We start from the raw sequence: 22,355 nt of genomic DNA on the forward strand, positions 1-22,355 counted from the left end.
CGATGGAACGGGCGGCTGCGGCATCGCCTCCGCCGCCTGCATCCAGACCGGACGGCCCCCAACCGCAAGGTGGGGGCCGTCTTGGCATTATCGGCGGGAGTGGCCTCTATCGGATGGCCGCTCTCGCCGATGCCGTTTGGACGCCGGTGGAAACCGCATGGGGGCGCCCTTCGGACGATGTGTTGCTGGGCTCGATCGCCGGCCGCGAAGTCGCCTTCCTGCCGCGCCACGGTCGCGGGCATGGGCTGGCTCCTGACGAGATACCGGCGCGCGCCAATATCGCCGCGCTCAAGGCGCTTGGTTGCAGGGACGTGATGGCGGTGTCGGCGGTCGGATCGTTCCGCGAACATCTGGCGCCGGGCACCTTCGTTGTCGTCGATCAATATGTCGACCGGACGATCCGGGGCGGCCGCAGCTATTTCGGCGATGGCGTCGTCGCCCATGTCGCCTTCGCCGATCCTTCCTGTCGCTGCCTTGCGGACAGGGTGGAAGCGGCGCTCGTGGCGCTCGGCCTGCCGCACCAGCGCGGCGGCACGATGCTGGTGATGGAAGGCCCGCAATTTTCCACCCGCGCGGAATCGCGCCTGCACCGGGCGCAGGGCCTGGATGTCGTTGGCATGACCGGCTTGCCCGAAGCCCGGCTCGCGCGCGAAGCGGAGCTTTGCTACGTCAATCTGGCGATGGTTACCGATTTCGATGCATGGCACGAAGGCGCGGTGGACGTGGCGGAGATCGTTCGCGTGCTTGGCCAGAATGCGGCGAACGCGCAGGCGCTGGTGGCAGAGCTGGCGAAATCCGCGGCTCCCGCTGGTGCCTGCCCGATGGGCTGCCATGCGGCGCTCGACAATGCGATCATCACCCCGCGCGATAAGTGGCCCGATGCCACCCGCGCGCGGCTTGCTACCCTGGCGTCGAGGATCTTCGCATGACCGACAATGCCGATATCGCCGCGCTGATCCGCACGATCCCCGATTTTCCCAAGCCCGGCATCCAGTTCCGCGACATCACGACGCTGCTGCTGGATGCGAAGGGGCTGGCGGCGACGGTGGAGCGGCTGGCGGCTTTGCATCCCGGCCCGTTCGACATGGTGGCGGGGATCGAGGCGCGCGGTTTCATCTTCGGGGCGGCGGTGGCGCAGGCGCTGGGCACCGGGCTGGTGCTGATCCGCAAGGACGGCAAGCTGCCCGGCCGCACCGTCGCCGTCGATTATGCGCTGGAATATGGCGAGGACCGGATCGAGATGCATGAGGACGCCCTGGTGCCGGGGTGCCGGGTGCTGCTGATCGACGATCTGATCGCCACCGGCGGTACGGCGCTGGCAGCGATCCGGCTGTTGCGCAAGGCCGGTGCCGAAGTAGGCGGCGCGGCGTTCGTGATCGATCTGCCCGATCTGGGCGGCGCCGCGAAGATCGCGGCCGATGGCGTGCCGGTGGCCGCGCTGGTGCCATTCGCGGACGGCTGACACGCGGGCTGACTATAAAAAATGGCGGGGCTTGCCGGCTGGAGGATTTCGGCCGACGCACCTGTCTGTTGCGTGACGAGAGGACAGGAATGACGGGTTTGCGTTACGGCATTGTCGGCACCGGCCTGATGGGGCGCGAGCATATCCGCAACATCGCGTTGATAGAGGGCGCGCGGGTGGCGGCGATCGTGGATCCGGAGCCCGCATCGCTGGACGGCGCCGGTTGCGCCGATGCCACACGCTTCGCCGACGTGGCGGATCTGGCCGGCTTCGACGGGATCGACGCCGTGATCGTCGCCAGCCCGAACCATACCCACCGCGCGATATTGGAGCCGCTGTTCGCGCGCGGCCTGCCGATCCTGTGCGAAAAGCCGATCGCGACGACGATGGCGGACGCCCGCTGGATCGCCGAGCGCGCGGCCCCCCACCCGGCGCCGTTCTGGACCGGCATGGAATATCGCTACATGCCGCCCGCGCAGGCGTTCATCGCGCAGGTGCATGCCGGCCGGGCAGGGCGCCCGGTGATGCTGGCGATGCGCGAGCATCGCTTCCCGTTTCTGGACAAGGTGGGCCAGTGGAACCGGCTGTCGCGCAACACCGGCGGCACGATGGTGGAGAAATGCTGCCATTTCTTCGATCTGATGCGCCACATCCTGAAAGCGGAGCCGGTGCGCGTCTTCTGTTCGGGCGGGATCGACGTGAACCATGCCGACGAACGGATAGAGGGCCGGCGCCCGGACATCATCGACAACAGCTATACCGTGGTCGATTTCGACAATGGCGCGCGCGCGATGCTGGATCTGTGCATGTTCGCCGACGGGGCGGAGCATCAGGAGGAGATCAGCGTCACCGGCGACCGCGCGCGGATCGACCTGATGGTGCCGCCCGGCGACATCATCTTCAGCCCGCGTGTCGGCTATGGCAATTCCAAGCAGGCGGTGCGCGAACATGTGAGCGTGGACGCGGCGGCGCTGGCGGCCGGCGAACATTTCGGCGCGACCTATTACCAGCATCTCGCCTTCGAACGCGCGGTGCGCGGCGAGGGGCCGGTGGAAGTGACCGCCGAGGACGGCCTGCACGCCGTGGCGATGGGACTGGCCGCCGAGACCAGCGCGCGCGAGAAACGCGCGGTGGACATGCACGAGATCTACGCGGCCGCGTGAGATGATCGCCCGCCAGCGGCGCGCGGCGAGGCTCTGGCACCCTCAAGGATCGGTCCAGTGCCGGCCGTTGCGGCCTCAGGCGGGCACCGGGCGACGGCGGGCGGCGAGCAGGGCGACAAGGCCCGCTGCCAGCGTCGCGCCGCCGATGCCCAGGAAGGCGCCGGCGGTGCCGAAACCCACGTGGAGCGGATCGGCGGCGAGCGGGTTGAGGAACTGGCCGAGGAACATCGCGCTGATCATCAGGCTCGAGGCGCGGGCGTGGAGCGCGTGGGGGCTGCGGCCGAGGATGATCGACCCGATATTGGGTTCCACCATTCCCGCCCCCAGCCCGGTGACGAAGAAGCCCGCGACGATGCCGGCGGTGCTGCCCGCCATGGCCGCCATCACGCATCCACCGCCGAGCAGCAGCGCCGTCAGCCCCAGCACCGCGCGTTCCGAAGCGTGGCGGCGGATGGTGGCGAAACCGGCGGAAGAGAGCACCGCGCCGATCGGGCTGGCGGCCACGATCAGCCCCGAAAGCGCCGCGCTGCCGGTGCCGCGTTCGGCGATCAGGAAGGGCCCCTGAATGCCGGGCATGAACATGGCCAGCGTGAGGGCGAGGATGGCGAGGTAGAAGGGCCAGAGCGGCAAGAGCGGACGGAACCCGCCGCTGTCTTCGGCGACATGTTCGCCGGGCGCGTGGCGTTCCACCGCCAGCACGCCGAGCAGCAGGAGGACGAGGCCGAGCAGATAGAGCGCGAACGGTCCGCGCCAGCCCGCGATATCGACCAGCCAGCCGCCGAGGATCAGCCCGGCAATGGCCACGGCCGAGGCGAGGCTGACCATCCAGCCGAGCACGGCATGGCGCGCATCTTCCTGATACCAGCGGCCGACGAGGGCCAGCGTGCAGGTCTGGATCGCGCCGCCAGCAAGCCCCAGCAGGAGACGCGATGCGGCGAGTGCCGCGAACCCATCGACCAGCAGGCCCGCGCCGCCCGCCACGGTGAACAAAGCGGCGGCGGCGAGGAAGGTGGGGCGGATGCCGATCCGTTCGCAGGCGAGGCTGGCCAGCGGCGCGCCGAGGATCAGCATGATCGCCGGCATCGTCATGATCATCTGCGCGAACAGCGCGCCATCATGGCCGGCGGCGAATTCCTGCGCCATGGCCGGCAGCGCGGGCGCGACCGCCATCGGGATCAGCGAGACGAGCGCCGGCCCGGCCAGCGCCGTCCAGAAGCGGAGCGCGCCGCCGCTCATGCCTCGGCGATCATGTAGCCGCCGCTCGCGACCAGGCATTCGCCGGTGATGAAGGCGGCGGCCGGGCTGGTGAGGAACAGGACGGGGCCGGCAATATCTTCGGGCTCGCCCCAACGGTTGAGGGCCATGCGCTGCGCGGTGGCGGGGCCGTAGGCGGGATCGTCGGCATAGCGCACCGTCATCGGCGTGCGGACCGGGCCGGGGGCGACGGCGTTGATGCGGATGCCGCGCTGGCCCCAGCCTTGCGCGAGTGACTTCGTCATCAGCACCAGCCCCGCCTTGGCCGCGCTGTAACCGGGGAATATCGAGTTGCCGAACACCGCCATCATCGAGATGATCGAGACGACCGCGCCGCCGCCGGCATGATCGCTTGCTTCCAGCAGCGGCGCGATGGCGGTGGTGAGGTGGTGGACGCCCTTGAGGTTGACGTCGACCGCCTGGCCGAAATCCTCCGGGTGGCTGGTGGTGCCGGCATTGTTGACGAGGATGTCGAGCCGATCGAGCGAGGCGGCGAGCGCATCCGTGCTGGCCGCATCGCCGAGCAGGAACTGGCGATACTCACCGGGCGGCGGCGCATCATAATCGGCGGCGGAGGCCCGCGTGCCGGTTGAGACGACGTCCGCGCCCGCATCGGCGAAGGCCCGCGCGATCGCGGCGCCGATGCCGCTGGTGGCGCCCGTCACCAGCACGCGGCGGCCGGTGAAATCGAAAGTCACACCCTGCATGCCGATTACCCCGCAGTCTGGCCGGCATCGACCGGCATGGCGATGCCGGTGATCTTGCGCGCATCGTCCGACGCGAGGAAGGCAACGGCGGCGGCAATATCCTCTGGATCGCACAGATCGCCGAGCTTGGGCGAGTTGCGCATGACCAAATCCATGTCGACGCCATCGGGCAGCGCGACGGCGCCGTGCATCGCGGTCTTCACCCCCGTCGGGCAGATGGCGTTCACGCGCACGCCGGCGGCCGCGAATTCCACCGCCAGCGATTTGGTGAGCGCGACGACGCCCGCCTTCGCCGCGCAATAAGCGGTGGTGTAGGGAATGCCGACGAGCCCGGCGGCGGAGCTCATATTGACGATCACACCTTTGGTTTGGACAAGATGGGGCATCGCCGCGCGGCACATGTGCCAGGCGCCGGAGAGGTTGATCCGCAGCATCCGTTCCCAGCGATCGTCGTCGAAATCGGCCATCGGGCCCCAATCCATGATGCCGGCGATATTGGCGAGAATGTCGATCCGACCGGCGTTGGCCACGGCCTGCGCCACGAGATCGCGGCAGGACTGGGCGTCGCCCGCGTCGAAGGCGAAGATATCGCCGCCGGTTTCGGCCTGCACGGTGGCGAGGCCATCGCGGTTGAGATCGGCGAGGATCAGGCGCGCGCCTTCGCGGGCCAACCGCTGCGCGGTCGCCCGCCCGATCCCCGATGCCGCGCCGGTGACGATCGCCACGCGGCCGTCGAGCCTTCCACCCATTTCAGATCTCCTTCGCGAGTTCGGCGGCGTCGTGCATCGCGCCTTCGATATAGCCGACGCCGGTGCAATCGCCGGCGGTGTGAACGGTGAAGCCAGCGGCGCGCAGGGCATCGGCAAGGCTTTCGTCGCCAGTTGCCCCCTTGGCGACGATCACCTGTTCGGCGGCGATCGTGCGTTGCTGGCCATTGGGGTTGGTGTAGCGGACCTGCCCGTCGAGAATCTCCACGTCATGCGCTTGCGGAAGCAAGGTGACGCCGAGTTCGCGTATCTCGTCCAGCACGCGCCAGCGGCGGACGACCTGGAGGCCGGCACCGAACTTCGCGGCATCGTCCAGCACTGTGACCTTGCGTCCGCGCTTGGCGAGGAATTCGGCCAGTTCCAGCCCGACCAGTTCGCCGCCGATGATGGCGATGCGTTCCCCGAATGGCATCCAATATCCGCTCGCCGCGCGGATGAAGCCGGGCCGTGCGGTCAACCCGGTGAGCGCGCCGAGCTTCATCGCGGTGCGCGTCGTCCAGTCGGTCTTGTCGGTAAGCGTATCGAGATCGAGGCCGAGCATCAGGCGGCGCATGTCGTCGCCCGAAAAGACGTGAGGCATGTCGGCACCCGGAATGGGCGGCATGGCCCGTTTCGCCCCGGTGGCGACGACCACTTCGTCGACGCCGAGCGAAGCGAGCAGCTCGGGCGTGGCGCGGCGGTTGAGCATCAGCGTGATGCCGGCTTCGGCCACTTCGCGCTTCAGCCAATCGACGATGCCCTGATTGGGGGCATAAGCGATCGAGGCAAAGCGGGCGGTACCGCCGAGCCGGCTCGACATTTCGATCAGGGTGACGCGATGGCCCTTTTTGGCGAGGCGACGGGCGGTTTCCATGCCGGCGGGGCCGCCGCCGACGACGGCAACATGCTTGGGCTTGAGTGCGGGCAGGAGCGCGCGTTCGCGTTCGAAACCGGTTTCGGCATTGACCGCGCAACGGACCGGGCGGCTGAAGAAGATCTGGCTGATGCAGGTGTAGCAATAGATGCAGGGCCGCACGCTTTCCGGCTTGCCCGCAGCGAGCTTGGCCGGGAGGTGGGGATCGGCGAGCAGCTTGCGGCCCATCGTCACGAAATCGAGCTTGCCCTCCGCAATGAAGCGATCGGCGTCGGCGGGTTCGATCCGGCCGGGGCAGATGACGGGCACGCCGGCGGCGGCGCGGATGCGCGCGGCGGCGGGAACGAAGGCGTTGCGATTGTCGGTCGCATGGCCGGTGGAATAGGTGGCGCCGCGCCCCGGATGGCCGTCCGCCGTGACGTGGATCGCGTCCGCCCCCGCTTCGGCGGCAAGGCGGGCGGTGACGATGGCATCTTCCACCGTGACGCCGCCGTCGATCAGGAAATGCTGGCTATCGAGGCGCGGCCATACCGGAACGCCGGGGCCGACCGCCTTCTTCACCCCGCGAATGATGTCGCACAGCAGCCGCGCGCGATTTTCGATCGAGCCGCCATAATCGTCGGTGCGGCGGTTGATCAGCGGATTGAGGAAGGAGGAGATGAGATAGCCGTGGCCGGCATGTAGCTCGATCGCGTCGACCCCGGCGGACACCGCGCGGACGGCGGCGGACGCGAACATCTGGACCAGTTCCTCGATATCCTGCGCGGTCATCACGCGGTAACGGATCTCGCCCATCGCGGCCATCGGCGCGGTGAAGATGCGATATTCATCCTCCAGGAAGCCATCCATCATGTCGCCGCTGTCTTTGCCGATCAGCGGTTCGGATGGCGTCCACAAGGGGCGGCCGTCACGCATGTCGTTCATCGCGACCAGGCCGGCATGCTGGAGCTGCATGGCGAGCTTCGCTCCGTGGGCGTGCAACTCGTCCGCCAGCGCGCGGACGCCAGGGACATGGCGATCATCGGCGATCGCCTCGTTTCGCCAGTTGCCCGATCCTTCGGGGTAGCCGATCGACACCGATCCCATGGTGATGAGCGCGGTGCCACCCTTGGCGCGTTCCACATAATAAGCGCGGAGCCGATCGCCGGTGATGCCGTCCTCGTCCGCGAGGTTGGAGCCCATCGGCGTCATGAAGATGCGGTTCTTGAGCTCCATCGCGCCGATCCGGCCGGGCTGGAGCAAATGCGCGAAACTCTGCGCCATAAGGGGCTATCGTCCTCTCAACCGGCCATTTGGGCCATTTTTTGCTTTTTGAAACGGGTGGGCCCGCGCTCAGTCAGGCCGGCACCGGCCCGCGATCTTCCGTCCAGGCGGCGCCGGGCGCCAGCGTGCGCGCGATCACCTGCGGGTTCAGATATTCGCGCCAGCGGCTGATCCGCCCGTCGGCGAACTCGACCACGCTGACATAGGCGTTCTCATAAGGCGCGCCCGTCGGCAGATAGGTGCTGTGCGACGTATATTCGGCGACCAGCGCGTCGGGATCGGCCATGTCGTGCACCGCGACGACGCGATAGGCATAAGGCGCGAAATCGACCCAACTGGCTTCCAGGCTGTCGCGGAACCAGCGCGCGCCGCGCGCCTCCGCCGGGAAACCTTCCATCACCGGGAAAGGCCATTCGAGCAGCACGTCATCCGCTAGGCACGCCTGGAAGCCATCGAAATCCTTTCGGCCCAGCGCATCGAGCATCTTCAGGAACAGCGCGCGATTTTCCGGCGTCGTCATCATCCTCTCCGTTTTTTCGGGAGCCTATGCGCCAAGGGGCACGGGTGCATAGTCGGTTTGGAGTAGATGGCATGCGGCGGTTGCCGGCACGGGTGCGGCGGCCTAGGCCGAAGCGGTGATCCGCATCCGCTTATATGAACCGGCAGACGCGCCGCATCTGGCCGATCTCTATGCCCGGTCGGTGCGTCATTTCGGCCCGCGCGCCTACACGCCGGCGCAGGTGGAAGCGTGGGCCGGCCGCGCCGATGTGGAGCGCATGGCAGCGCGCTGTGCGGATGGCCGGCTGGTGCTGATCGCCGAGGACGAGGCGGGCGCGCGGCTGGGCTATGGCGATCTGGAGCCGGACGGGCATCTCGACTTCCTATATGCCGCGCCGGAAGCCGAAGGCATGGGCGTCGGCACCGCGCTCTATCGCGCGCTGGAGACCGAAGCCCGGCGACGCGGCATCACGCGGATCTATGTCGAGGCGAGCGAACTGGCGCGGCCGCTGTTCGAACGGCACGGCTTCACGCTGACTGGCCGCAATGATTTCGCCATCGATGCGGTGCCGATCCACAATTTCAGCATGGAAAAGCGCCTGATCCGGTGAAGGCTGGGCAGGGTGGGCACGCGCGAATGGCGTGCCCCTTTGTCAGCCAGCGTGCGGGTTGCTGGGGGTGGCGCCGGCGACGCGGAGGCGCGTGGCGGAGGCGAAATCTTCGGCGAGGAGGCCGAGGATCGCATCGGCGACGGTGGAGGCGGGCTGGATCGTTGCCGGATCTTCGCCGGGGAAGGCCTGCGCACGCATGCGGGTGGCGGTGGCGCCGGGATCGACGATCGCCACGCGAACATCGCCGAGATTGGCGAGTTCATCGCCATAAGTGAGCAGCAGGTTTTCGAATGCGGCCTTGGACGCGGCATAGGCCGCCCAATAAGCGCGCGGGCGCTGGGCGACGCTGGAGGTGATGCCGATCACCCGTGCCCCTTCGGCCGCGCGGAGCAGCGGATCGAAGGCGGCGAGAATCGCCTGCTGGGCGACGACGTTGAGCGCGAGGACGCGGGCGAATTCCTTGCCGTCGATCGCCGGGACCGGGCAGAGCGTGCCGAGCATTGCGGCATTGAGGACGAGGATATCGAGCCGGGGCCAGCGGCCGCCGATGGCGGCGGCGAGGCGCGAGATGCTTTCGCCGTCGGTGAGGTCCATCGGCGCGATCGTGGCGGTGCCGCCGGCTTCGTGGATGCGGCCTTCCACCGCTTCCAAGCCGCCCGGCGTCCGCGCGGTGAGGATGACGTGCGCGCCGGCGGCCGCCAGCGTTTCGGCCGTGGCGGCGCCGATGCCCCGCGAGGCACCGGTGACGAGAGCGGTCTTGCCGTCCAGCGGCCTCAGGCTCACGCGACGACCCGTTCGGCGAGCAGCGAAAGCTGGTCGGCGGGGGCGACTTCATCCTGATCGGTGAGGTGGGTGGGATATTCGCCGGTGAAGCAGGCATCGCAATATTGCGGGCTGCCTTCTTCGCGCAGATCTTCGCCCAGCGCCTTGTAGAGGCCGTCGACCGAGACGAAGGCGAGGCTGTCGGCGCCGATATAGTTCGCCATTTCGGCCACCGTCATCTGTGCGGCGAGCAGCTTGGCGCGTTCCGGCGTATCGACGCCGTAGAAGCAGCTATGGCGCGTCGGCGGGCTGGCGATGCGCAGATGCACCTCCTTGGCGCCGGCATCGCGCAGCATCTGCAGGATCTTCACGCTGGTGGTGCCGCGCACGATCGAATCGTCGATCAACACGATGCGCTTGCCATCGAGCAGTTCGCGGTTGGCGTTATGCTTGAGCTTCACGCCGAGGTGGCGCACCTGATCGCCCGGCTGGATGAAGGTGCGGCCGACATAATGCGAGCGGATGATGCCGAGTTCGAACGGAATGCCCGACTGCTGGGCATAGCCGATGGCCGCCGGCACGCCCGAATCGGGCACGGGCACGACCAGATCGGCATCGACCGGATTTTCCATCGCCAGCTGCGCGCCGATCTTCTTGCGCACGCCATAGACCGACGAACCATCGACGATCGAATCCGGGCGCGAGAAATAGACATGCTCGAAGATGCAGGGGCGGGGCGAAACCGGCGCGAACGGCCGGTGCGACTTCACGCCCTGTTCGGAGACGATGACGATTTCGCCCGGTTCGACCTGGCGGAGGAAGGTGGCGCCGACGACATCGAGCGCGACGGTTTCCGACGCGAAGATATAGGCATCGCCGATGCGGCCCATGACCAGCGGGCGGATGCCCAGCGGATCGCGGCAGGCGATCATGCCTTCCGGCGTCATGCAGATCAGCGAATAGGCGCCTTCGACCCGCTTCAGCGCGTCGATGAAGCGATCGAGCAGCGTGCGATAGGTGGAGGTGGCGACGAGGTGGATGATCGTCTCGGTATCGCTGGTCGACTGGAAGATCGAGCCGCGGCGGACGAGTTCGCGCCGAAGCTTCATCGCGTTGGAGATGTTGCCGTTATGGGCGACGGCGAAGCCGCCCGACGACAGTTCGGCAAAGAGCGGCTGGACGTTGCGCAGCGCGGTTTCGCCGGTGGTGGAATAGCGGACATGGCCGCAGGCGACATGGCCCGGAAGGCTGCGAATCACATCGTCGCGATCGAAATTGCCGGCGACATGGCCCATGGCGCGATGCGCGTGGAAGGAACGGCCGTCCCAGCTGACGATGCCGGCGGCCTCCTGCCCGCGATGCTGGAGGGCGTGGAGGCCGAGCGCCACCATCGCCGAGGCGGTTTCAGCGCCCCAAATGCCAAAAATGCCGCACTCCTCGCGCAGCTTGTCGTCGTCGAAAGGATTGGTGGTGATCATCGCCTGGCGCCCGTCGGGGATGGAATTGGCGCGCATATAGGGTGGCCTTTGCGATTTGTCGCCCCTTTGTGACCGAGATGTTGCTGCTTGCGCCGTCGGGGCCGCCAAGATAGCTGCTTTTCGCCATGGATCAGGACCGCGAAACCGGCGCCGAGCTGCTGCCGAAATATGATGCCGCTGGGCTCGTTACCGCCGTCGTCACCGATGCGGCGAAGGGCGACGTGCTGATGGTGGCGCATATGAACGCCGAGGCGCTGGAGGCGACGATCGCATCGGGCGAGGCGACCTTCTGGTCGCGATCGCGCGGCAAATTGTGGCGCAAGGGCGAGACCAGCGGCCATGTGCTGAAGGTGGTCGAGATGCGCGTCGATTGCGATCAGGATGCGATCTGGATCAAGGCCGAACCGGCAGGCCCCGCCTGCCACACGGGCGCGGTGAGCTGTTTCTACCGGAAGATCGAGGGCGGAGGGCTGGTGCGGGTTTAGGACGCTGAACCCCGTTTGCTTCGAGCGGAGGTTCGAACGGATTCAGCGAATCTGCGTCACCCCATAGCCCCGCGCGATCACCTGCCGGTCGACGCGGGTGGCGCCGAGGCCCGCGACGATCACCGCCAGCGCGGCATCGAGATCGTGGGCGCGGCCGCAGAGGAAGCAATCGATCGCGGCATAGCCGGTTTCGGGCCAGCTATGGATCGAGATGTGGGATTCGGCGAGGAGCGCGACGCCGGTGACGCCCTGGCCTGGCCCGAAGGCGTGGAGGCGCACGTCGAGGACGGTGGCGCCGGCCGCCGCCGCCGCATCGCGCAGCACGGTTTCGACATGAGCGGCATCGTCGAGGCGCGCGCAGCCGTGGAGATCGGCGATCAGGTGGCGGCCGTCATAAGGGGGCGGTGAGGTCACGAAGCGGCTCATAGCATGGATGCGAAGGCATGGCCGAGATGCGCCATCGCGCCTTCGGCGGCGAGTTGGCCGCGATAATGCGCTTCTTCGAACAGCGACAGGCCGGACAGGTCGCTATGGGCGAGGAAGAAGGGCGCTTGCGCGGCGGCGGCGGCGGCCGGGGCGGTGGTCCACAGGAAATTGGGCACCGGGCGGATCATCGCATGGCCCCAGCGCCAGATGTGGATCGCGCGGATCGCGCCTTCGAGATCGGGGTGCATGGCGAGCAGATCATCGCGGACCATGGCCTGCCAGTCGTGCAGCGGCCGTTCCACCATCAGCCGGCGCGCGGCGGCGGGCGCCATGCGCGAAAGCGGCAGATACCAGGTGAGCACGCTGCCCGCCGCGCGCGCGGCCGGGCCCTGATGCGTGGCGACGACATAGCCGAGCGATTCGCTGGTCCATGACACATTGTCCCAGGCGAGCTTGGCGCCGCGCCCGGCCGGCAGGCGATCGACCGTGACATTGGCGACGATCCATGGCGCATAGCCGAAGCCGTGCGCCTGCGGGGCGGCTTCCGGCGCGATGCGCGCGGCGATGAAATGCGGGACGGCGATGATCGCGGCGCGCGCGCGGGTGCGGACCGTGGCGTTGCGCGCGACATCGAAGCTGTCCACTACCACGCCGCCACCATCGCGCGCGACGCGGTGGACGATGCGCGCGGGCGCGATCCGCTTGCCGATCCGCGCGGAGAGCGCGGTGGTGAGCCGTGCATTGCCTTCCGGCCAGGTGAGTTCGTTATCGCCGGCATCGTCGGCGGCCCAGCCGCGCCGCCCGGCGAAATAGTGGATGCCCGCCCATGCCGAGACCTGATCCGCCTCGCACCCATAATCGTCGCGCATGCAATAGCGGACATGGCCGCGCAGCACGGGGGAATGCCAGCCCTGCCGATCGAGCCATATAGCGAAGCTGATCGCATCGAGCGCGAGGAGATCGGCGTCCCGGCTGCTATAGGCCATGGGAATGGCGAAGGCGGGCCGGCCATCCTGGCCGATACGGGCCGAAAAAGCGGCCATGGCGGCGGCGAAGGCGGCGAGATCGGCCTCGTCCGTTTCGCTGAGGCCGCGCCGGGGGATCAGCCCTTCCTGCCAGCGGCCCTGATAGAAGAGCCGTTCCTGAAGATCGGCGCAGAGCTGATAGGGATCGTAGAGCGGTGCGCCATTCTTCTCGCCGACGACCATGCCGAGCCGGGTGAGCAGCGCGCGCAGCGCCTTTGCCTCGCGATTGGGGACGGGCAGATAATGCGCGCCCAGCGGGAAGGCGGAGGTGGCGTTGCGGCCGGCGCGCGCGTTGCCGCCCGTCGCGTCTTCCAATTCGAGCAGCGTGAAATCGTCGAAGCCGGCTTCGGCCAGCGCCCAGCCGGCGGACAGGCCGGCAACGCCGCCGCCGGCGATGACGATGCCGGCCTGTTCCTCGATCGAAGGGGGCGGGAAGCCGCCGTCGCGCAAGGCGTGGCCGCGGGCCATGTCGGCACCGCCAAGCGCGCCGGGCATGGCGGGATCGCGGAGGTGCCACGCCGTGCCGCCGGCAGCCGCGACGGCGCCAACGCCAAGGCCGGCGATGACGGTGCGGCGATCAGGCATGGATGATCGGGCCGCAGGATCGGGGGAAGGGCCTAGCCTTCATAGCGCCCCCATTCGTCGGCGAATTCGCGAACGAGGGCCTGATTGTCGAGCCGGTTCACCGGGGTCGGGCGGCGCGCCATATCCGGTGGGAAATCGAACAGGCGGGGTTCGTCCCGCGCGGTCAGGAAACGGCCGCCGGAAGGGATGCGGACGGCATCGCCGATCGGGCCGTGCGCGGCGAGGACGAAGCCCCATTCGCCGAAGCTGGGCACATAGACATGATAGGGGCGGGTGGCGAAGCCGGCGGCTTCAAGCGTGGTCGCCACCGTCCAGAAGGCGCCGGGCGCGATGAGCGGCGAGGTGGACTGGACCACCATCATGCCGCCCGGGCCGAGCAGCCGGTGGACCTGCTGGTAGAAGGTCTTGGTGTAGAGCTTGCCGACCGAGAAATCGGTGGGATCGGGAAAATCGACGATGATCGCGTCATAAGGCCCGCGCGCATCGCGCACCCAGCGAAAGGCATCGGCATTGACGACCTTGAGGCGCGGATCGGCGAGCGCGCCCTTGTTGAGCCGGGCGAGCATCGGGCTGTTGGCGAACAGGCGCGTCATTTCCGGATCGAGATCGACCAGCGTGACGCTTTCGACGCCGGGATGGCGAAACACCTCGCGCGCGGCGAGGCCATCGCCGCCGCCGAGGATGAGGATGCGGGCGGGCCGCGTGACCCGGCCGAGCGCGGGATGCACCAGCGCCTCGTGATAGCGATATTCGTCGCGCGAGGAGAATTGCAGATTGCCGTTGAGGAACAGCCGCAGGTCATCGCCCCCGCGCGTTAGCACGATGCGCTGGAAGGGGGTGGAGGCGGCGTAGATCACGGGTTCCTCATAAGCGGCGACCTCGGCCAGCCGCTGCAACCGTTCCGCCCCGACGAAGCCTGCCGCGAGCGCCAGTGCGACGAGGATGCCGGCGGCCTTTTCCAAGCCCAGCCGCGCGCTCGACGGCAGCAGCCACATCAGGGCGAGCGCCACGCCGACATTGGCGAGGCCGAACAGGAAGCCGGTGCGGATCATGCCGAGATGCGGCATCAGGATCAGGGGAAAGAGCAGCGAGGCGGCGAGCGCGCCGACATAATCGAAGGTGAGGACGGTCGAGACGAGATCGCGAAACTCGAAATCGGCGCGCAGGATGCGGAGCAGAAGGGGGATTTCCAGCCCGACGAGGAAGCCGATGCCGAGCACCAGCGCGTAAAGCGCGATGCGGAAATGATCGATCATCGGAAACAGCAGGAACAGCACCGCCGCAAGGCAGCCGCCGATCAATGCGATCAGGATTTCGACCCGGACGAACAGGCGCAGTTCATCGCGCGTTACATAGCGCGAACACCAGCTGCCGATGCCCATGGCGAACAGATAGGCGCCGATGACCGTGGAGAATTGGGTGACGCTATCACCCAGCAGATAGGAAGCGAGCGTGCCGGCGAGCAGTTCGTAGACGAGCCCGCAGGTCGCCACCACGAACGCGGAGGCGATCAGCGCGAGGACGGCGGGCGAGGGGCGGGGGCGGGAGGAGGACGTATCGGTCACCGAACTTCTGCTTCGTCATTCCCGCGAAGGCCGGAATCCAGCGACGCAATGGCCTGCATGGAACCGCAACGTTGGACAATATGGATCCCCGCCTTCGCGGGGATGGTGCGAATGGGGAATGGCGAAACCGCCGTCACCCGTGGATGGCAGCGGCGATGATGATCGCCAGCGCGAGCGCCACCGAGCCAGCGAAGATGGCGACGGCGCGGTTCTGCTTGTCGTTGATTTCTTCCCACAATTTGCCGGGCGTCAGCAGATCGAGGAGGACGAAGCCGACGACGAGCACGACCATGCCGACGCCGGCATAGAGCAGGGTGTTGAGCAGCACGGGCACGCTTGTGACCATCATCGCCTCCTTATTTGTGGGTTGGGCCGTAGCTGACGACGCGAAACGCGGATCGGCCGCCATCGGCGAACGGGGAATAACCGACCACGGCGGCGGCCAGATAGGCGCCGACGATGCCGAGGCACCAGAGACCGTAGAGAAATGCGCGCCAGCCCATGCGATCACCTTCCGCCCAGGGATGCGAGGATGTCCTCGCTGGTGGCGCCGCGATCGCTCTCACCAAGGCGGGCGGTTTCGAAGCGGAAGTGCCGCCAGAAGATCAGCCCGACGGGCAACAGGATGAGGATCAGGGCGAACACCAGATTGCTCCAGAAGGTGGCGCCGCGTTCGACCGCGATCTGCACCTCCACCTCGCGCATCGCGCCCGTCCAGTTATGCGCTTCGGCATCGACGAGGAGATCGTAGGTGCCGGCGGGCAGCATCGCCATCTTGGTGGCGGCGGTGCGCGATCCTTCGCTCCAGCTGCCGTCGCTGTCATAGCCCGAATAGCGTTCGGCCAGCCCGTAAGCGTCGTAGCTTTGCTGCGTCTTGCGATCGACCAGCGAATAATCGAGATCGACCCACGCATTGTCGAGCGCGGGGGCCTGCGCCTCGATGGTGACGGCCTGCCACGAACGATCGAGCTGGATGGGGCCGAGGGTGATCGAGCGGCCGGTGCGATCCGGTTCGATCGTCACGCGTTCGCTGAACAGCCGGCTGCTGCCGCCGAACAACATGGTCAGGATGAAGAGCGCGGCGACGGCGATCCCTGCGAACAGCATCGCCGGGCGCAGGATGCCGGTATAAGGCGATGGCTGGTGCGGCATCGGCGTGCCGGCCATCTGCCCGCCGGACAGCCCCGCGCCGAAGCTGCGTTTCACGTCGCCGGGTTTCAGCAGTTCCGATACCGTCCAGCTATCTTCCGCGCCGCTGCCTTCCCAGGACAGCATCCAGCCGGGGCGGACATAATCGGCCGTGCGCACCGTATCGCCCGCGCGGACGCGCCAGTAAAATTCCCCCAGGACATAATCGACGTGCGCGCGGCCATCGACGAAATGGCGGTAGGACTGGCCATCGACCGCGAGTTCGGTGCCGAAGCGGCCCGATTGCGGCAGCCGGGTGAGCATCGTCCCGAAGCTCCAGCCCCGCCCGTCGGTGATCAGCCAGCGATAGCCGTGATAGGGGTTGAAGAGGAGATATTCCTCCCAGGTGAAGCCGTCCTCCGATTTCTGGAGATAGCCGATCGCTTCCCATTCGATGCCGCGGATTTCGCCACGCGTGCCGAGCGGAATGGTGAGCTGGGCCGCCGCCTCGTGATATTCCTTGATGATGCGGACATCGGGATTGGCGACATCGAGCACCGATCCGCAATATTGGCAGACCACCGTGACCGTATAGCCGGCCGCCTTCAGTTCGATCGTGCCGCCGCAGGACGGACAGGCGAGCGCCTGCGTCGCCGGCGCGGGGCCAGCCTTGGCGGGTGGCGTGCCGGGCGGTGGGGCGGATGGTTCGGACGGCGGCGGCGGGGCCGTATCCCAGGGGCCGGCCATGTCAGGCGTAGCTGGGCGCGGCCCAGCCCTCGATCTGGCGGAGGCCGGACATGCGCAGTTCGGCCAGCGTTACATAGCGGCCGACATAGAAGCTGGCCTGGTTGCGATCGCGCTGGAAGCTGGCGCATTCCCCGCCCGGCGAACGCAGATCGACGCTGTAGACCAACCAGTCGGCCGGGGCGGTGAAGGGCAGTTCGCCTTCGCTGCCGACGCAGGTGGCGATGCGCTGATCGACTACCTTATAGGCGATGCCGGCTTCCTGCGCTTCTTCGCCCGGCGCGGCCTCGCCCGACTGAACGAGCCGCTTGAGCAGGCGCGAGCGAAGGGAGCCGACATCCTGTTCGCGCAGGAACATGAAATCGCCCATCGCTTCGCCCAGCCAGGCGTGGGTGCCATCGCCGAACAGCATCAGCCATTCGTTCCAGAAGCCATCGCCCCAGCCCCAGCGGACGCGGCCGACAATATCGAAAGCCTGGCCATCCACCCGGCCGCGGCTGCCGATCTGGAGCGGGCTGACATCGAAGGGGAGGACGGCGATCTGCCCCATGGCCCGCACGCCATCCTCGATCCGCATCACCGCCGTATGGCAATAATCGCAGACCCGGATCGGCAGCGCGGGCGAGCGGAAGGTGACTTCCGCGCCGCAATTGGGGCAGTTGACCGTCTGCATCCGGCGGTCAGCGGATCCGGCTCAGCAACTCCGCCTTCTTGGCGTCGAACTCCTCCTGGCTGATCGCGCCGATGGTGAGCAGCTTGTGCAGCTTTTCGACGAGGGCGAAGGGATCTTCCGCCGGGGCAGGGGCGGCAGCCCCGCCGCCGCCCGCGCCAAGCCCGGAGGCCATCGCCTGGCCGATCGCCGCGCCCGCGCCGACGCCCGCGCCGATGCCGGCGATGCCGCCCGGATTGGCCGCCGCCGTTTCGATCGCTTCGGCCGCCTGGAACTTGGCGTAGCGATCGAGATCGCCGAGCACGCGCATCGAGCTTGCCTTGTCGAGATGCTTCTGCACCTCGTCCGGCAGGCTCAGGCTTTCGACGAAGAAGCTGGAGAGCGACAAGCCCCATTGGGCGAAGGCGGGGTTCACCGCATCCTTCAATGCCTGCGACAGCGCCGTCTGGTTGGCGGCGAGGTCGAGGAAGGGAACGCTGCCGCCGCCAAGGCCGGTGGCGAGCGCGGTGGCGATCGCGGCGCGCAGCTGCGGCTCGATATCGGCGACGGTGACGCGTTCGAGCGTGCCGACCAGCGTGGAGGTGAAGGCCGCGACCTTATCGACCTTGAACGAATAGCTGCCAAAAGCGCGCAGGCGGATCGGCCCCAATTCCTTGTCGCGAATGGTGACGGGCTGGGCGGTGCCCCATTTGAGGTTGATCTGTTCCTTGAGCGAATAGAACACCACGTCCGACTTGAAGGGCGATTTGAAGCCCTTGTCCCAGTTACGGAGCGAGGTGAGGATCGGCAGCGTCGAGGTTTCGAGCGTGTAGAGGCCGGGGCCGAACATGTCCGCGATCTGGCCTTCGTTGAAGAAGGCGGCGACCTGGCCTTCGCGCACCGTGAGTTGTGCGCCGTTCTGGATCTCGCGATCCTTCATCGGCACGCGCTCGGCCAACTCGCCGGGTTCTTCCACCCAATCGATGACGTCGATCAGTTGCTTGGACAGGAAATCGAACAGACCCATGACCGGTCCCCAAACGCGGTTGAGATGTGAACGGCATAACCCGAATTCGCGCGCGGGGAAATGCCGGTGTGTTAGGATGTTGTTACACTTCTTCGGGCAGCGCCCAATCGATCGGCGCGAGGCCCTTTGCTTCGAGAAAGGCATTCGCCTGCGAGAAGTGGCGGCAGCCGTGAAAGCCGTTATGCGCCGATAGCGGCGATGGGTGCGCGGCCTTGAGGACAAGGTGGCGCGACCCATCGACGAAGGCGGCCTTGCGCTGGGCATAGGCGCCCCACAGCAGGAACACGGTGGGGCCGGCCTGTTCGTTGACGACGCGGATCACTGCGTCCGTGAATTTTTCCCAGCCCTTGCCCTGATGCGATGCGGCGCGGCCCATTTCGACCGTGAGAACGCTGTTCAATAGCAAGACGCCCTGTTTGGCCCAATGTTCGAGGAAGCCGTGGGGTGCCCGCGCGATGCCGAGATCGGCCTGCATTTCCTTGTAGATATTGACGAGCGACGGCGGCGTGCGGACACCCGGCTGAACCGAGAAGCAGAGGCCGTGGGCCTGGCCTTCGCCATGATAGGGATCCTGCCCGAGGATGACGACGCGCACCTGATCGAGCGGGGTGAGATCGAGCGCGCGGAAATATTCGCTGCCCTTGGGAAAGATGCGCGCGCCCTTCGCCTTTTCCCCGACCAGAAAATCCTTCAGCGCCTGCATGTGCGGGGCGGCGAATTCGAGCGCGAGCGGGGTCTTCCAGCTTTCGTGAAGCCTGATCGCGTCGTTCATTCGGCTTTGTCCCCATCGCTGTCGTCGGCGGGCTCGTCCGCGGGCGTGCGGGGCAGGTTGCGGATGCGGCGGATGCCCGCCAGCATCGGCAGCAGCAACACCACGAGCAGGAAAAGAGCGACGACTTCCTTCTTCATGGCCCAACGATAGGGGCGAAGCCGCCGCCGGGCATCATGTTTTTCCGGGCGGGAGAGGAAAATGGTGGTGAGGAAAAGGTGGCGACGGACACGGTGCCGAGCGCCGCGCATCGGAAATGCCGACATAAAGAATGCCGCGGGCGCCGGGCGACGGTGATTTCGCTTCGCAGCTCGACCGGGCGGCATAAGCTGTTCCGCCGGAGACGATGCCGAAGGAGAGCGAGATGGTGGCCTTTACGCCGGAGCAATTGTCGGACCTCGAAGAGATCAAGCAGCTCAAGAGCCGCTATTGCCGTGCGACCGATACCTGCGACGAGGCGCTGCTGCGTCAGTTGTTCACGCCCGACGTGACCGTGGAATATCGCGGTGGTGCCTATATCGCGCGCTGCGCGGGCGTCGACGAGATGATCGATTTCCTGATGAATGCGCATCATTCGCAGATGATCACCATGCACCACGCGCATCTGCCTGACATCCGTTTCACCGGCGCCGATGCGGCGGAAGGGATCTGGTATTGCGAGGATTTCCACATCGCGCTCGACCGGAAGGAGATCACCTCCGGCTGCCTGATCTATCGCGACCAATATGTCCGGCGCGACGGCACATGGCTGATCGCGCGCACCGAATATGACCGGGTGTGGGAGGCGTTCGAGCCGCTGCGCCCGGAGATCGCGATCACCGCGCACCAGTTGGCGCGGACCGGCCGGACGCCGGACCAGCGGCGCAATATCGACCATCTGCTGCACTGGAAGGCGCGCACGGCCGCCTGATCGGGGTGGCTGGGTTTTAGGGCAGGCGCGCGTTGAGGAGGTGGACGAGCTGTGACTGGCGGCGGACGCCGGTCTTGGCGAAGATCGCGCGGAGGTGGCCGCGGACCGTGTTGTGGGTGACGCCGAGGCGATCGGCCGCGTCGATCAGCGAGGCGCCGTTGGCCAGCGCGGCGGCAAGCTGGGCTTCGGCGGGCGTGAGCTGGAAGAGATCGCGGATCGCTTCGGGGCTGGGGCCAGTGCGCGCGCCGGGCTCGGAGACGAACAGGGCGACGGCGGCGGCGGCGCCGCCGCGCATGAAGGCGGGGCCGGCGACCGGCTGGCCGACAATGGCGAGATCGCGCGCGCCCGACGGGCGTTCGAGACGGAGGCGAACCGGCGGCACGGTGCGCGGATCGCTTTCGGCGCCGAGCGTGCGGAGCAGCGTTTCGAGCGCCTTCTGTTCATCGCGCCCGCCCAGCACCAGCCGATCGCCGGTGCGGACGATGCCGTCGGCCTGGCCGAGCAGCAGATCCGCCCGCGCATTGGTGCGCAGGATGCGGCCGCCATGATCGAGGATGATCGTGGCCACCGCCATCTGTTCGATCGCGCCCTGGAACACGCCCTGTTCGGTGCCGATGGTGGCGAGCCGTTCGTAGAGGCGGATGGCGGTGCGGATATGGGGGACGAGCGCCTGCAGCCGATCACGCGCGGCGCGATCGAAATGCGGGCGGCTCTGATCGCGCGTCACGCGGATTCGCGCCTCGAAGCCCGAGGTCGCGCGCAGATCGACGCCGAGGATCTGATCGCCCCCGGCCGCTTCCAGGAAGGCGCGACGGAATTCGGCATTCTGCTTGGCCGTCTGATCGACGAAATCGGCGAAGAGGACGACTTCGCCTTCCGGCAGCCCGATGAAGGGATCGGCGGTGAAGAAATCCAGATAATCCTCCGCCACCTGCGGATCGGCGCCGGGGGTGAGCCACATGCCCGGCGTGCTGGCGCCGGGAACGGTAAGAATCAGCGTGGCATAGGACGAATCGAGCCAGGCCTGCAGCACGCGCAGGAAACCTTCCCATGGCGCTGCATCGAGCAGGCCGCCATAAAGCGCGTCGAGCAGCGACGACGGCAGCAGGGTTTCGGCGGGATCGTCCATTTGGACCGGGTTCGTCATGGCGCGCTGTTCTATCTCACGGCGCTGCAACGGCAAGCGCGGATGGTGCCGGCCGATATATAGTGACGCGAACACCGCAAGGGAGAGATTCGAATGGCGCTCGATCCGATGGTCCAGCAAATCCTGGAAATGATGAAGCAATCGCCTTTGTGTACGCCGCCTTTCACGGTGGCGAACGCGCGCGTGGCGGATGACATGCCGATGCCTTTCCCCAAGGCGGACATCGCGGCGGTGAAGGATATCGTGCTGAAGGCTGACGGGCGCGAGGTGCCGGCGCGGCTTTACCATCCCGAGCCGGGGCAGACGCTGCCCGTGCTGGTGTTCTTCCATGGCGGCGGCTGGGTTTCGGGCAATCTGGAAACGCATGACCCGCTGGCCCGCGCGATTGCCGAGGCCGCGCATATCGCGGTGGTTTCTGTCGATTATCCGCGCGCGCCGGAAGCGCCTTTCCCCGGGCCGCTGGACGCCTGCTACGCGGCGGTGCGCGCGGTGGCCGAAGGGCAGGCCGGCGCTGATGTGGATGGCACGCGGATCGCGGTGGGCGGCGACAGCGCCGGCGGCAATCTGGCGGCGGCGGTGGCGCTGAAGGCGCGCGAAGCCGGGCCGAAGATCGCGCACCAGTTCCTGATCTATCCGGTGATCGACAGCGATTTCGACAACGCATCCTATACCGAAAACGGCACCGATTATTTCCTGACCGGGCCGATGATGCGCTGGTTCTGGGAACAATATGTGGGCGAGGCGAACGTCGCCAACCCCGATCCGCTGGCAGCGCCGATCCGCGCCGCGAGCCTGGCCGGGCTGCCGGCCGCGACGATCGTCACGGCGGAACTGGACCCGCTGCGCGACGAGGGCGAGGCTTATGCCGAAAAGCTGGAAGAAGCCGGCGTGGCGGTGACGCTGCGCCGCGCCGACGGCATGTTCCACGGCTTTGCCAGCATGGTCGGCGTGCTGCCGGCATCGGCCGAGGCGATCCAGGTCGGCGCAAGCGACCTGCGGCGTTCGCTGGGGGATGTCGTTTCCGCGTAAATCCGTCGCGGATTACGCAATCGTGACATCGTGCGGCTTTGACGTGCG

Annotated in this window: 25 protein-coding genes; 7 read left to right on the top strand and 18 right to left on the bottom strand. The window is 67.4% G+C overall.

Features of this window, described 5'->3' with window-relative positions; all coding sequences use genetic code 11:
• The first annotated feature begins 2 nt into the window (after nucleotides 1–2).
• From mtnP to CHB74_RS04565, 3 genes are all read left to right on the top strand, one after another.
• Entirely contained in the window at nucleotides 3–929 is a 927-nt protein-coding gene (gene mtnP / locus CHB74_RS04555) for an S-methyl-5'-thioadenosine phosphorylase (protein ID WP_089218427.1), read from the top strand.
• Complete coding sequence (locus CHB74_RS04560) at nucleotides 926–1,462, top strand: adenine phosphoribosyltransferase (protein ID WP_089218428.1); 537 nt, start codon at nucleotides 926–928, stop codon at nucleotides 1,460–1,462. Before mtnP ends, CHB74_RS04560 begins: the two co-directional genes overlap by 4 nt.
• Before the next feature lie 89 nt (nucleotides 1,463–1,551).
• Nucleotides 1,552–2,625, top strand: coding sequence for a Gfo/Idh/MocA family protein (locus tag CHB74_RS04565; RefSeq protein WP_179220718.1), 1,074 nt, complete (start codon nucleotides 1,552–1,554; stop codon nucleotides 2,623–2,625).
• A gap of 75 nt (nucleotides 2,626–2,700) precedes the next feature.
• Here the strand turns inward: CHB74_RS04565 and CHB74_RS04570 are convergent, their stop codons facing one another.
• The 5 genes from CHB74_RS04570 to CHB74_RS04590 form a co-directional block, all read right to left on the bottom strand.
• Nucleotides 2,701–3,861 carry an MFS transporter gene (locus tag CHB74_RS04570; protein WP_179220719.1) on the bottom strand — a complete coding sequence of 387 codons (1,161 nt, stop codon included), beginning with the start codon at nucleotides 3,859–3,861 and terminating at the stop codon, nucleotides 2,701–2,703.
• Nucleotides 3,858–4,586, bottom strand: coding sequence for an SDR family NAD(P)-dependent oxidoreductase (locus CHB74_RS04575; protein WP_089218430.1), 729 nt, complete (start codon nucleotides 4,584–4,586; stop codon nucleotides 3,858–3,860). The genes CHB74_RS04570 and CHB74_RS04575 overlap by 4 nt, the downstream gene beginning before the upstream one ends.
• Nucleotides 4,587–4,591: 5 nt before the next feature.
• Nucleotides 4,592–5,335, bottom strand: a complete 744-nt coding sequence (locus CHB74_RS04580; protein ID WP_089218431.1) for an SDR family NAD(P)-dependent oxidoreductase — start codon at nucleotides 5,333–5,335, stop codon at nucleotides 4,592–4,594.
• Between the two features lies 1 nt (nucleotide 5,336).
• Entirely contained in the window at nucleotides 5,337–7,469 is a 2,133-nt protein-coding gene (locus CHB74_RS04585; protein ID WP_089218432.1) for an FAD-dependent oxidoreductase, read from the bottom strand.
• A 73-nt stretch (nucleotides 7,470–7,542) separates the two neighbouring features.
• Complete coding sequence (locus CHB74_RS04590; protein WP_245842619.1) at nucleotides 7,543–7,989, bottom strand: nuclear transport factor 2 family protein; 447 nt, start codon at nucleotides 7,987–7,989, stop codon at nucleotides 7,543–7,545.
• 115 nt (nucleotides 7,990–8,104) lie between these two features.
• Between CHB74_RS04590 and CHB74_RS04595 the strand changes: the two genes are divergently transcribed.
• Nucleotides 8,105–8,578 carry a GNAT family N-acetyltransferase gene (locus CHB74_RS04595; RefSeq protein ID WP_245842621.1) on the top strand — a complete coding sequence of 158 codons (474 nt, stop codon included), beginning with the start codon at nucleotides 8,105–8,107 and terminating at the stop codon, nucleotides 8,576–8,578.
• Between the two features lie 42 nt (nucleotides 8,579–8,620).
• Here the strand turns inward: CHB74_RS04595 and CHB74_RS04600 are convergent, their stop codons facing one another.
• Both CHB74_RS04600 and purF read right to left on the bottom strand, forming a co-directional pair.
• Nucleotides 8,621–9,361 (bottom strand): SDR family NAD(P)-dependent oxidoreductase, encoded by a 741-nt coding sequence (locus CHB74_RS04600; protein WP_089218434.1) that lies wholly within the window; start codon nucleotides 9,359–9,361, stop codon nucleotides 8,621–8,623.
• Nucleotides 9,358–10,818, bottom strand: a complete 1,461-nt coding sequence (gene purF / locus CHB74_RS04605; protein ID WP_089218531.1) for an amidophosphoribosyltransferase — start codon at nucleotides 10,816–10,818, stop codon at nucleotides 9,358–9,360. Before purF ends, CHB74_RS04600 begins: the two co-directional genes overlap by 4 nt.
• 125 nt (nucleotides 10,819–10,943) lie before the next feature.
• Between purF and hisI the strand changes: the two genes are divergently transcribed.
• On the top strand, nucleotides 10,944–11,303 hold the full coding sequence (hisI, locus tag CHB74_RS04610; RefSeq protein WP_089218435.1) for a phosphoribosyl-AMP cyclohydrolase: 360 nt from the start codon (nucleotides 10,944–10,946) through the stop codon (nucleotides 11,301–11,303).
• 42 nt (nucleotides 11,304–11,345) lie between these two features.
• On the opposite strand, the gene speD is transcribed toward hisI, so the two are convergent.
• The 10 genes from speD to CHB74_RS22225 form a co-directional block, all read right to left on the bottom strand.
• The gene (gene speD, locus CHB74_RS04615) at nucleotides 11,346–11,717 is read right to left on the bottom strand and encodes an adenosylmethionine decarboxylase (protein ID WP_425442234.1); all 372 of its coding nucleotides are present in this window, start codon (nucleotides 11,715–11,717) and stop codon (nucleotides 11,346–11,348) included.
• An 8-nt stretch (nucleotides 11,718–11,725) separates the two neighbouring features.
• Nucleotides 11,726–13,339, bottom strand: a complete 1,614-nt coding sequence (locus tag CHB74_RS04620) for an FAD-dependent oxidoreductase (protein WP_089218437.1) — start codon at nucleotides 13,337–13,339, stop codon at nucleotides 11,726–11,728.
• 32 nt (nucleotides 13,340–13,371) lie between these two features.
• Nucleotides 13,372–14,904 carry a polyamine aminopropyltransferase gene (locus CHB74_RS04625; RefSeq protein WP_089218438.1) on the bottom strand — a complete coding sequence of 511 codons (1,533 nt, stop codon included), beginning with the start codon at nucleotides 14,902–14,904 and terminating at the stop codon, nucleotides 13,372–13,374.
• 133 nt (nucleotides 14,905–15,037) lie between these two features.
• Nucleotides 15,038–15,253 carry a DUF350 domain-containing protein gene (locus CHB74_RS04630; protein ID WP_425442235.1) on the bottom strand — a complete coding sequence of 72 codons (216 nt, stop codon included), beginning with the start codon at nucleotides 15,251–15,253 and terminating at the stop codon, nucleotides 15,038–15,040.
• A gap of 7 nt (nucleotides 15,254–15,260) precedes the next feature.
• Complete coding sequence (locus CHB74_RS21915; RefSeq protein ID WP_179220720.1) at nucleotides 15,261–15,407, bottom strand: hypothetical protein; 147 nt, start codon at nucleotides 15,405–15,407, stop codon at nucleotides 15,261–15,263.
• Nucleotides 15,408–15,411: 4 nt separating this feature from the next.
• Nucleotides 15,412–16,779, bottom strand: a complete 1,368-nt coding sequence (locus tag CHB74_RS04635; protein WP_089218439.1) for a DUF4178 domain-containing protein — start codon at nucleotides 16,777–16,779, stop codon at nucleotides 15,412–15,414.
• A gap of 1 nt (nucleotide 16,780) precedes the next feature.
• Nucleotides 16,781–17,449, bottom strand: coding sequence for a DUF4178 domain-containing protein (locus CHB74_RS04640; protein WP_089218440.1), 669 nt, complete (start codon nucleotides 17,447–17,449; stop codon nucleotides 16,781–16,783).
• A gap of 7 nt (nucleotides 17,450–17,456) precedes the next feature.
• A complete protein-coding gene (locus tag CHB74_RS04645) occupies nucleotides 17,457–18,452 on the bottom strand; it encodes an SPFH domain-containing protein (RefSeq protein WP_089218441.1) in 996 nt (331 codons plus the stop codon).
• An 82-nt stretch (nucleotides 18,453–18,534) separates the two neighbouring features.
• Entirely contained in the window at nucleotides 18,535–19,224 is a 690-nt protein-coding gene (ung, locus tag CHB74_RS04650) for a uracil-DNA glycosylase (protein WP_089218442.1), read from the bottom strand.
• Nucleotides 19,221–19,361 carry a hypothetical protein gene (locus CHB74_RS22225; RefSeq protein WP_218821384.1) on the bottom strand — a complete coding sequence of 47 codons (141 nt, stop codon included), beginning with the start codon at nucleotides 19,359–19,361 and terminating at the stop codon, nucleotides 19,221–19,223. Before CHB74_RS22225 ends, ung begins: the two co-directional genes overlap by 4 nt.
• Nucleotides 19,362–19,567: 206 nt before the next feature.
• On the opposite strand from CHB74_RS22225, the gene CHB74_RS04655 reads away from it, so the two are divergent.
• A complete protein-coding gene (locus CHB74_RS04655) occupies nucleotides 19,568–20,131 on the top strand; it encodes a nuclear transport factor 2 family protein (protein ID WP_245842622.1) in 564 nt (187 codons plus the stop codon).
• 16 nt (nucleotides 20,132–20,147) lie between these two features.
• On the opposite strand, the gene CHB74_RS04660 is transcribed toward CHB74_RS04655, so the two are convergent.
• Nucleotides 20,148–21,278, bottom strand: coding sequence for a helix-turn-helix transcriptional regulator (locus CHB74_RS04660; RefSeq protein ID WP_245842624.1), 1,131 nt, complete (start codon nucleotides 21,276–21,278; stop codon nucleotides 20,148–20,150).
• Nucleotides 21,279–21,371: 93 nt separating this feature from the next.
• Between CHB74_RS04660 and CHB74_RS04665 the strand changes: the two genes are divergently transcribed.
• On the top strand, nucleotides 21,372–22,307 hold the full coding sequence (locus CHB74_RS04665; RefSeq protein WP_089218444.1) for an alpha/beta hydrolase: 936 nt from the start codon (nucleotides 21,372–21,374) through the stop codon (nucleotides 22,305–22,307).
• The last annotated feature ends 48 nt before the right edge of the window (nucleotides 22,308–22,355 follow it).

Origin of the sequence: Edaphosphingomonas laterariae, from assembly GCF_900188165.1 — a bacterium.
Taxonomy (GTDB): Bacteria; Pseudomonadota; Alphaproteobacteria; order Sphingomonadales; family Sphingomonadaceae; genus Sphingomonas_E; species Sphingomonas_E laterariae.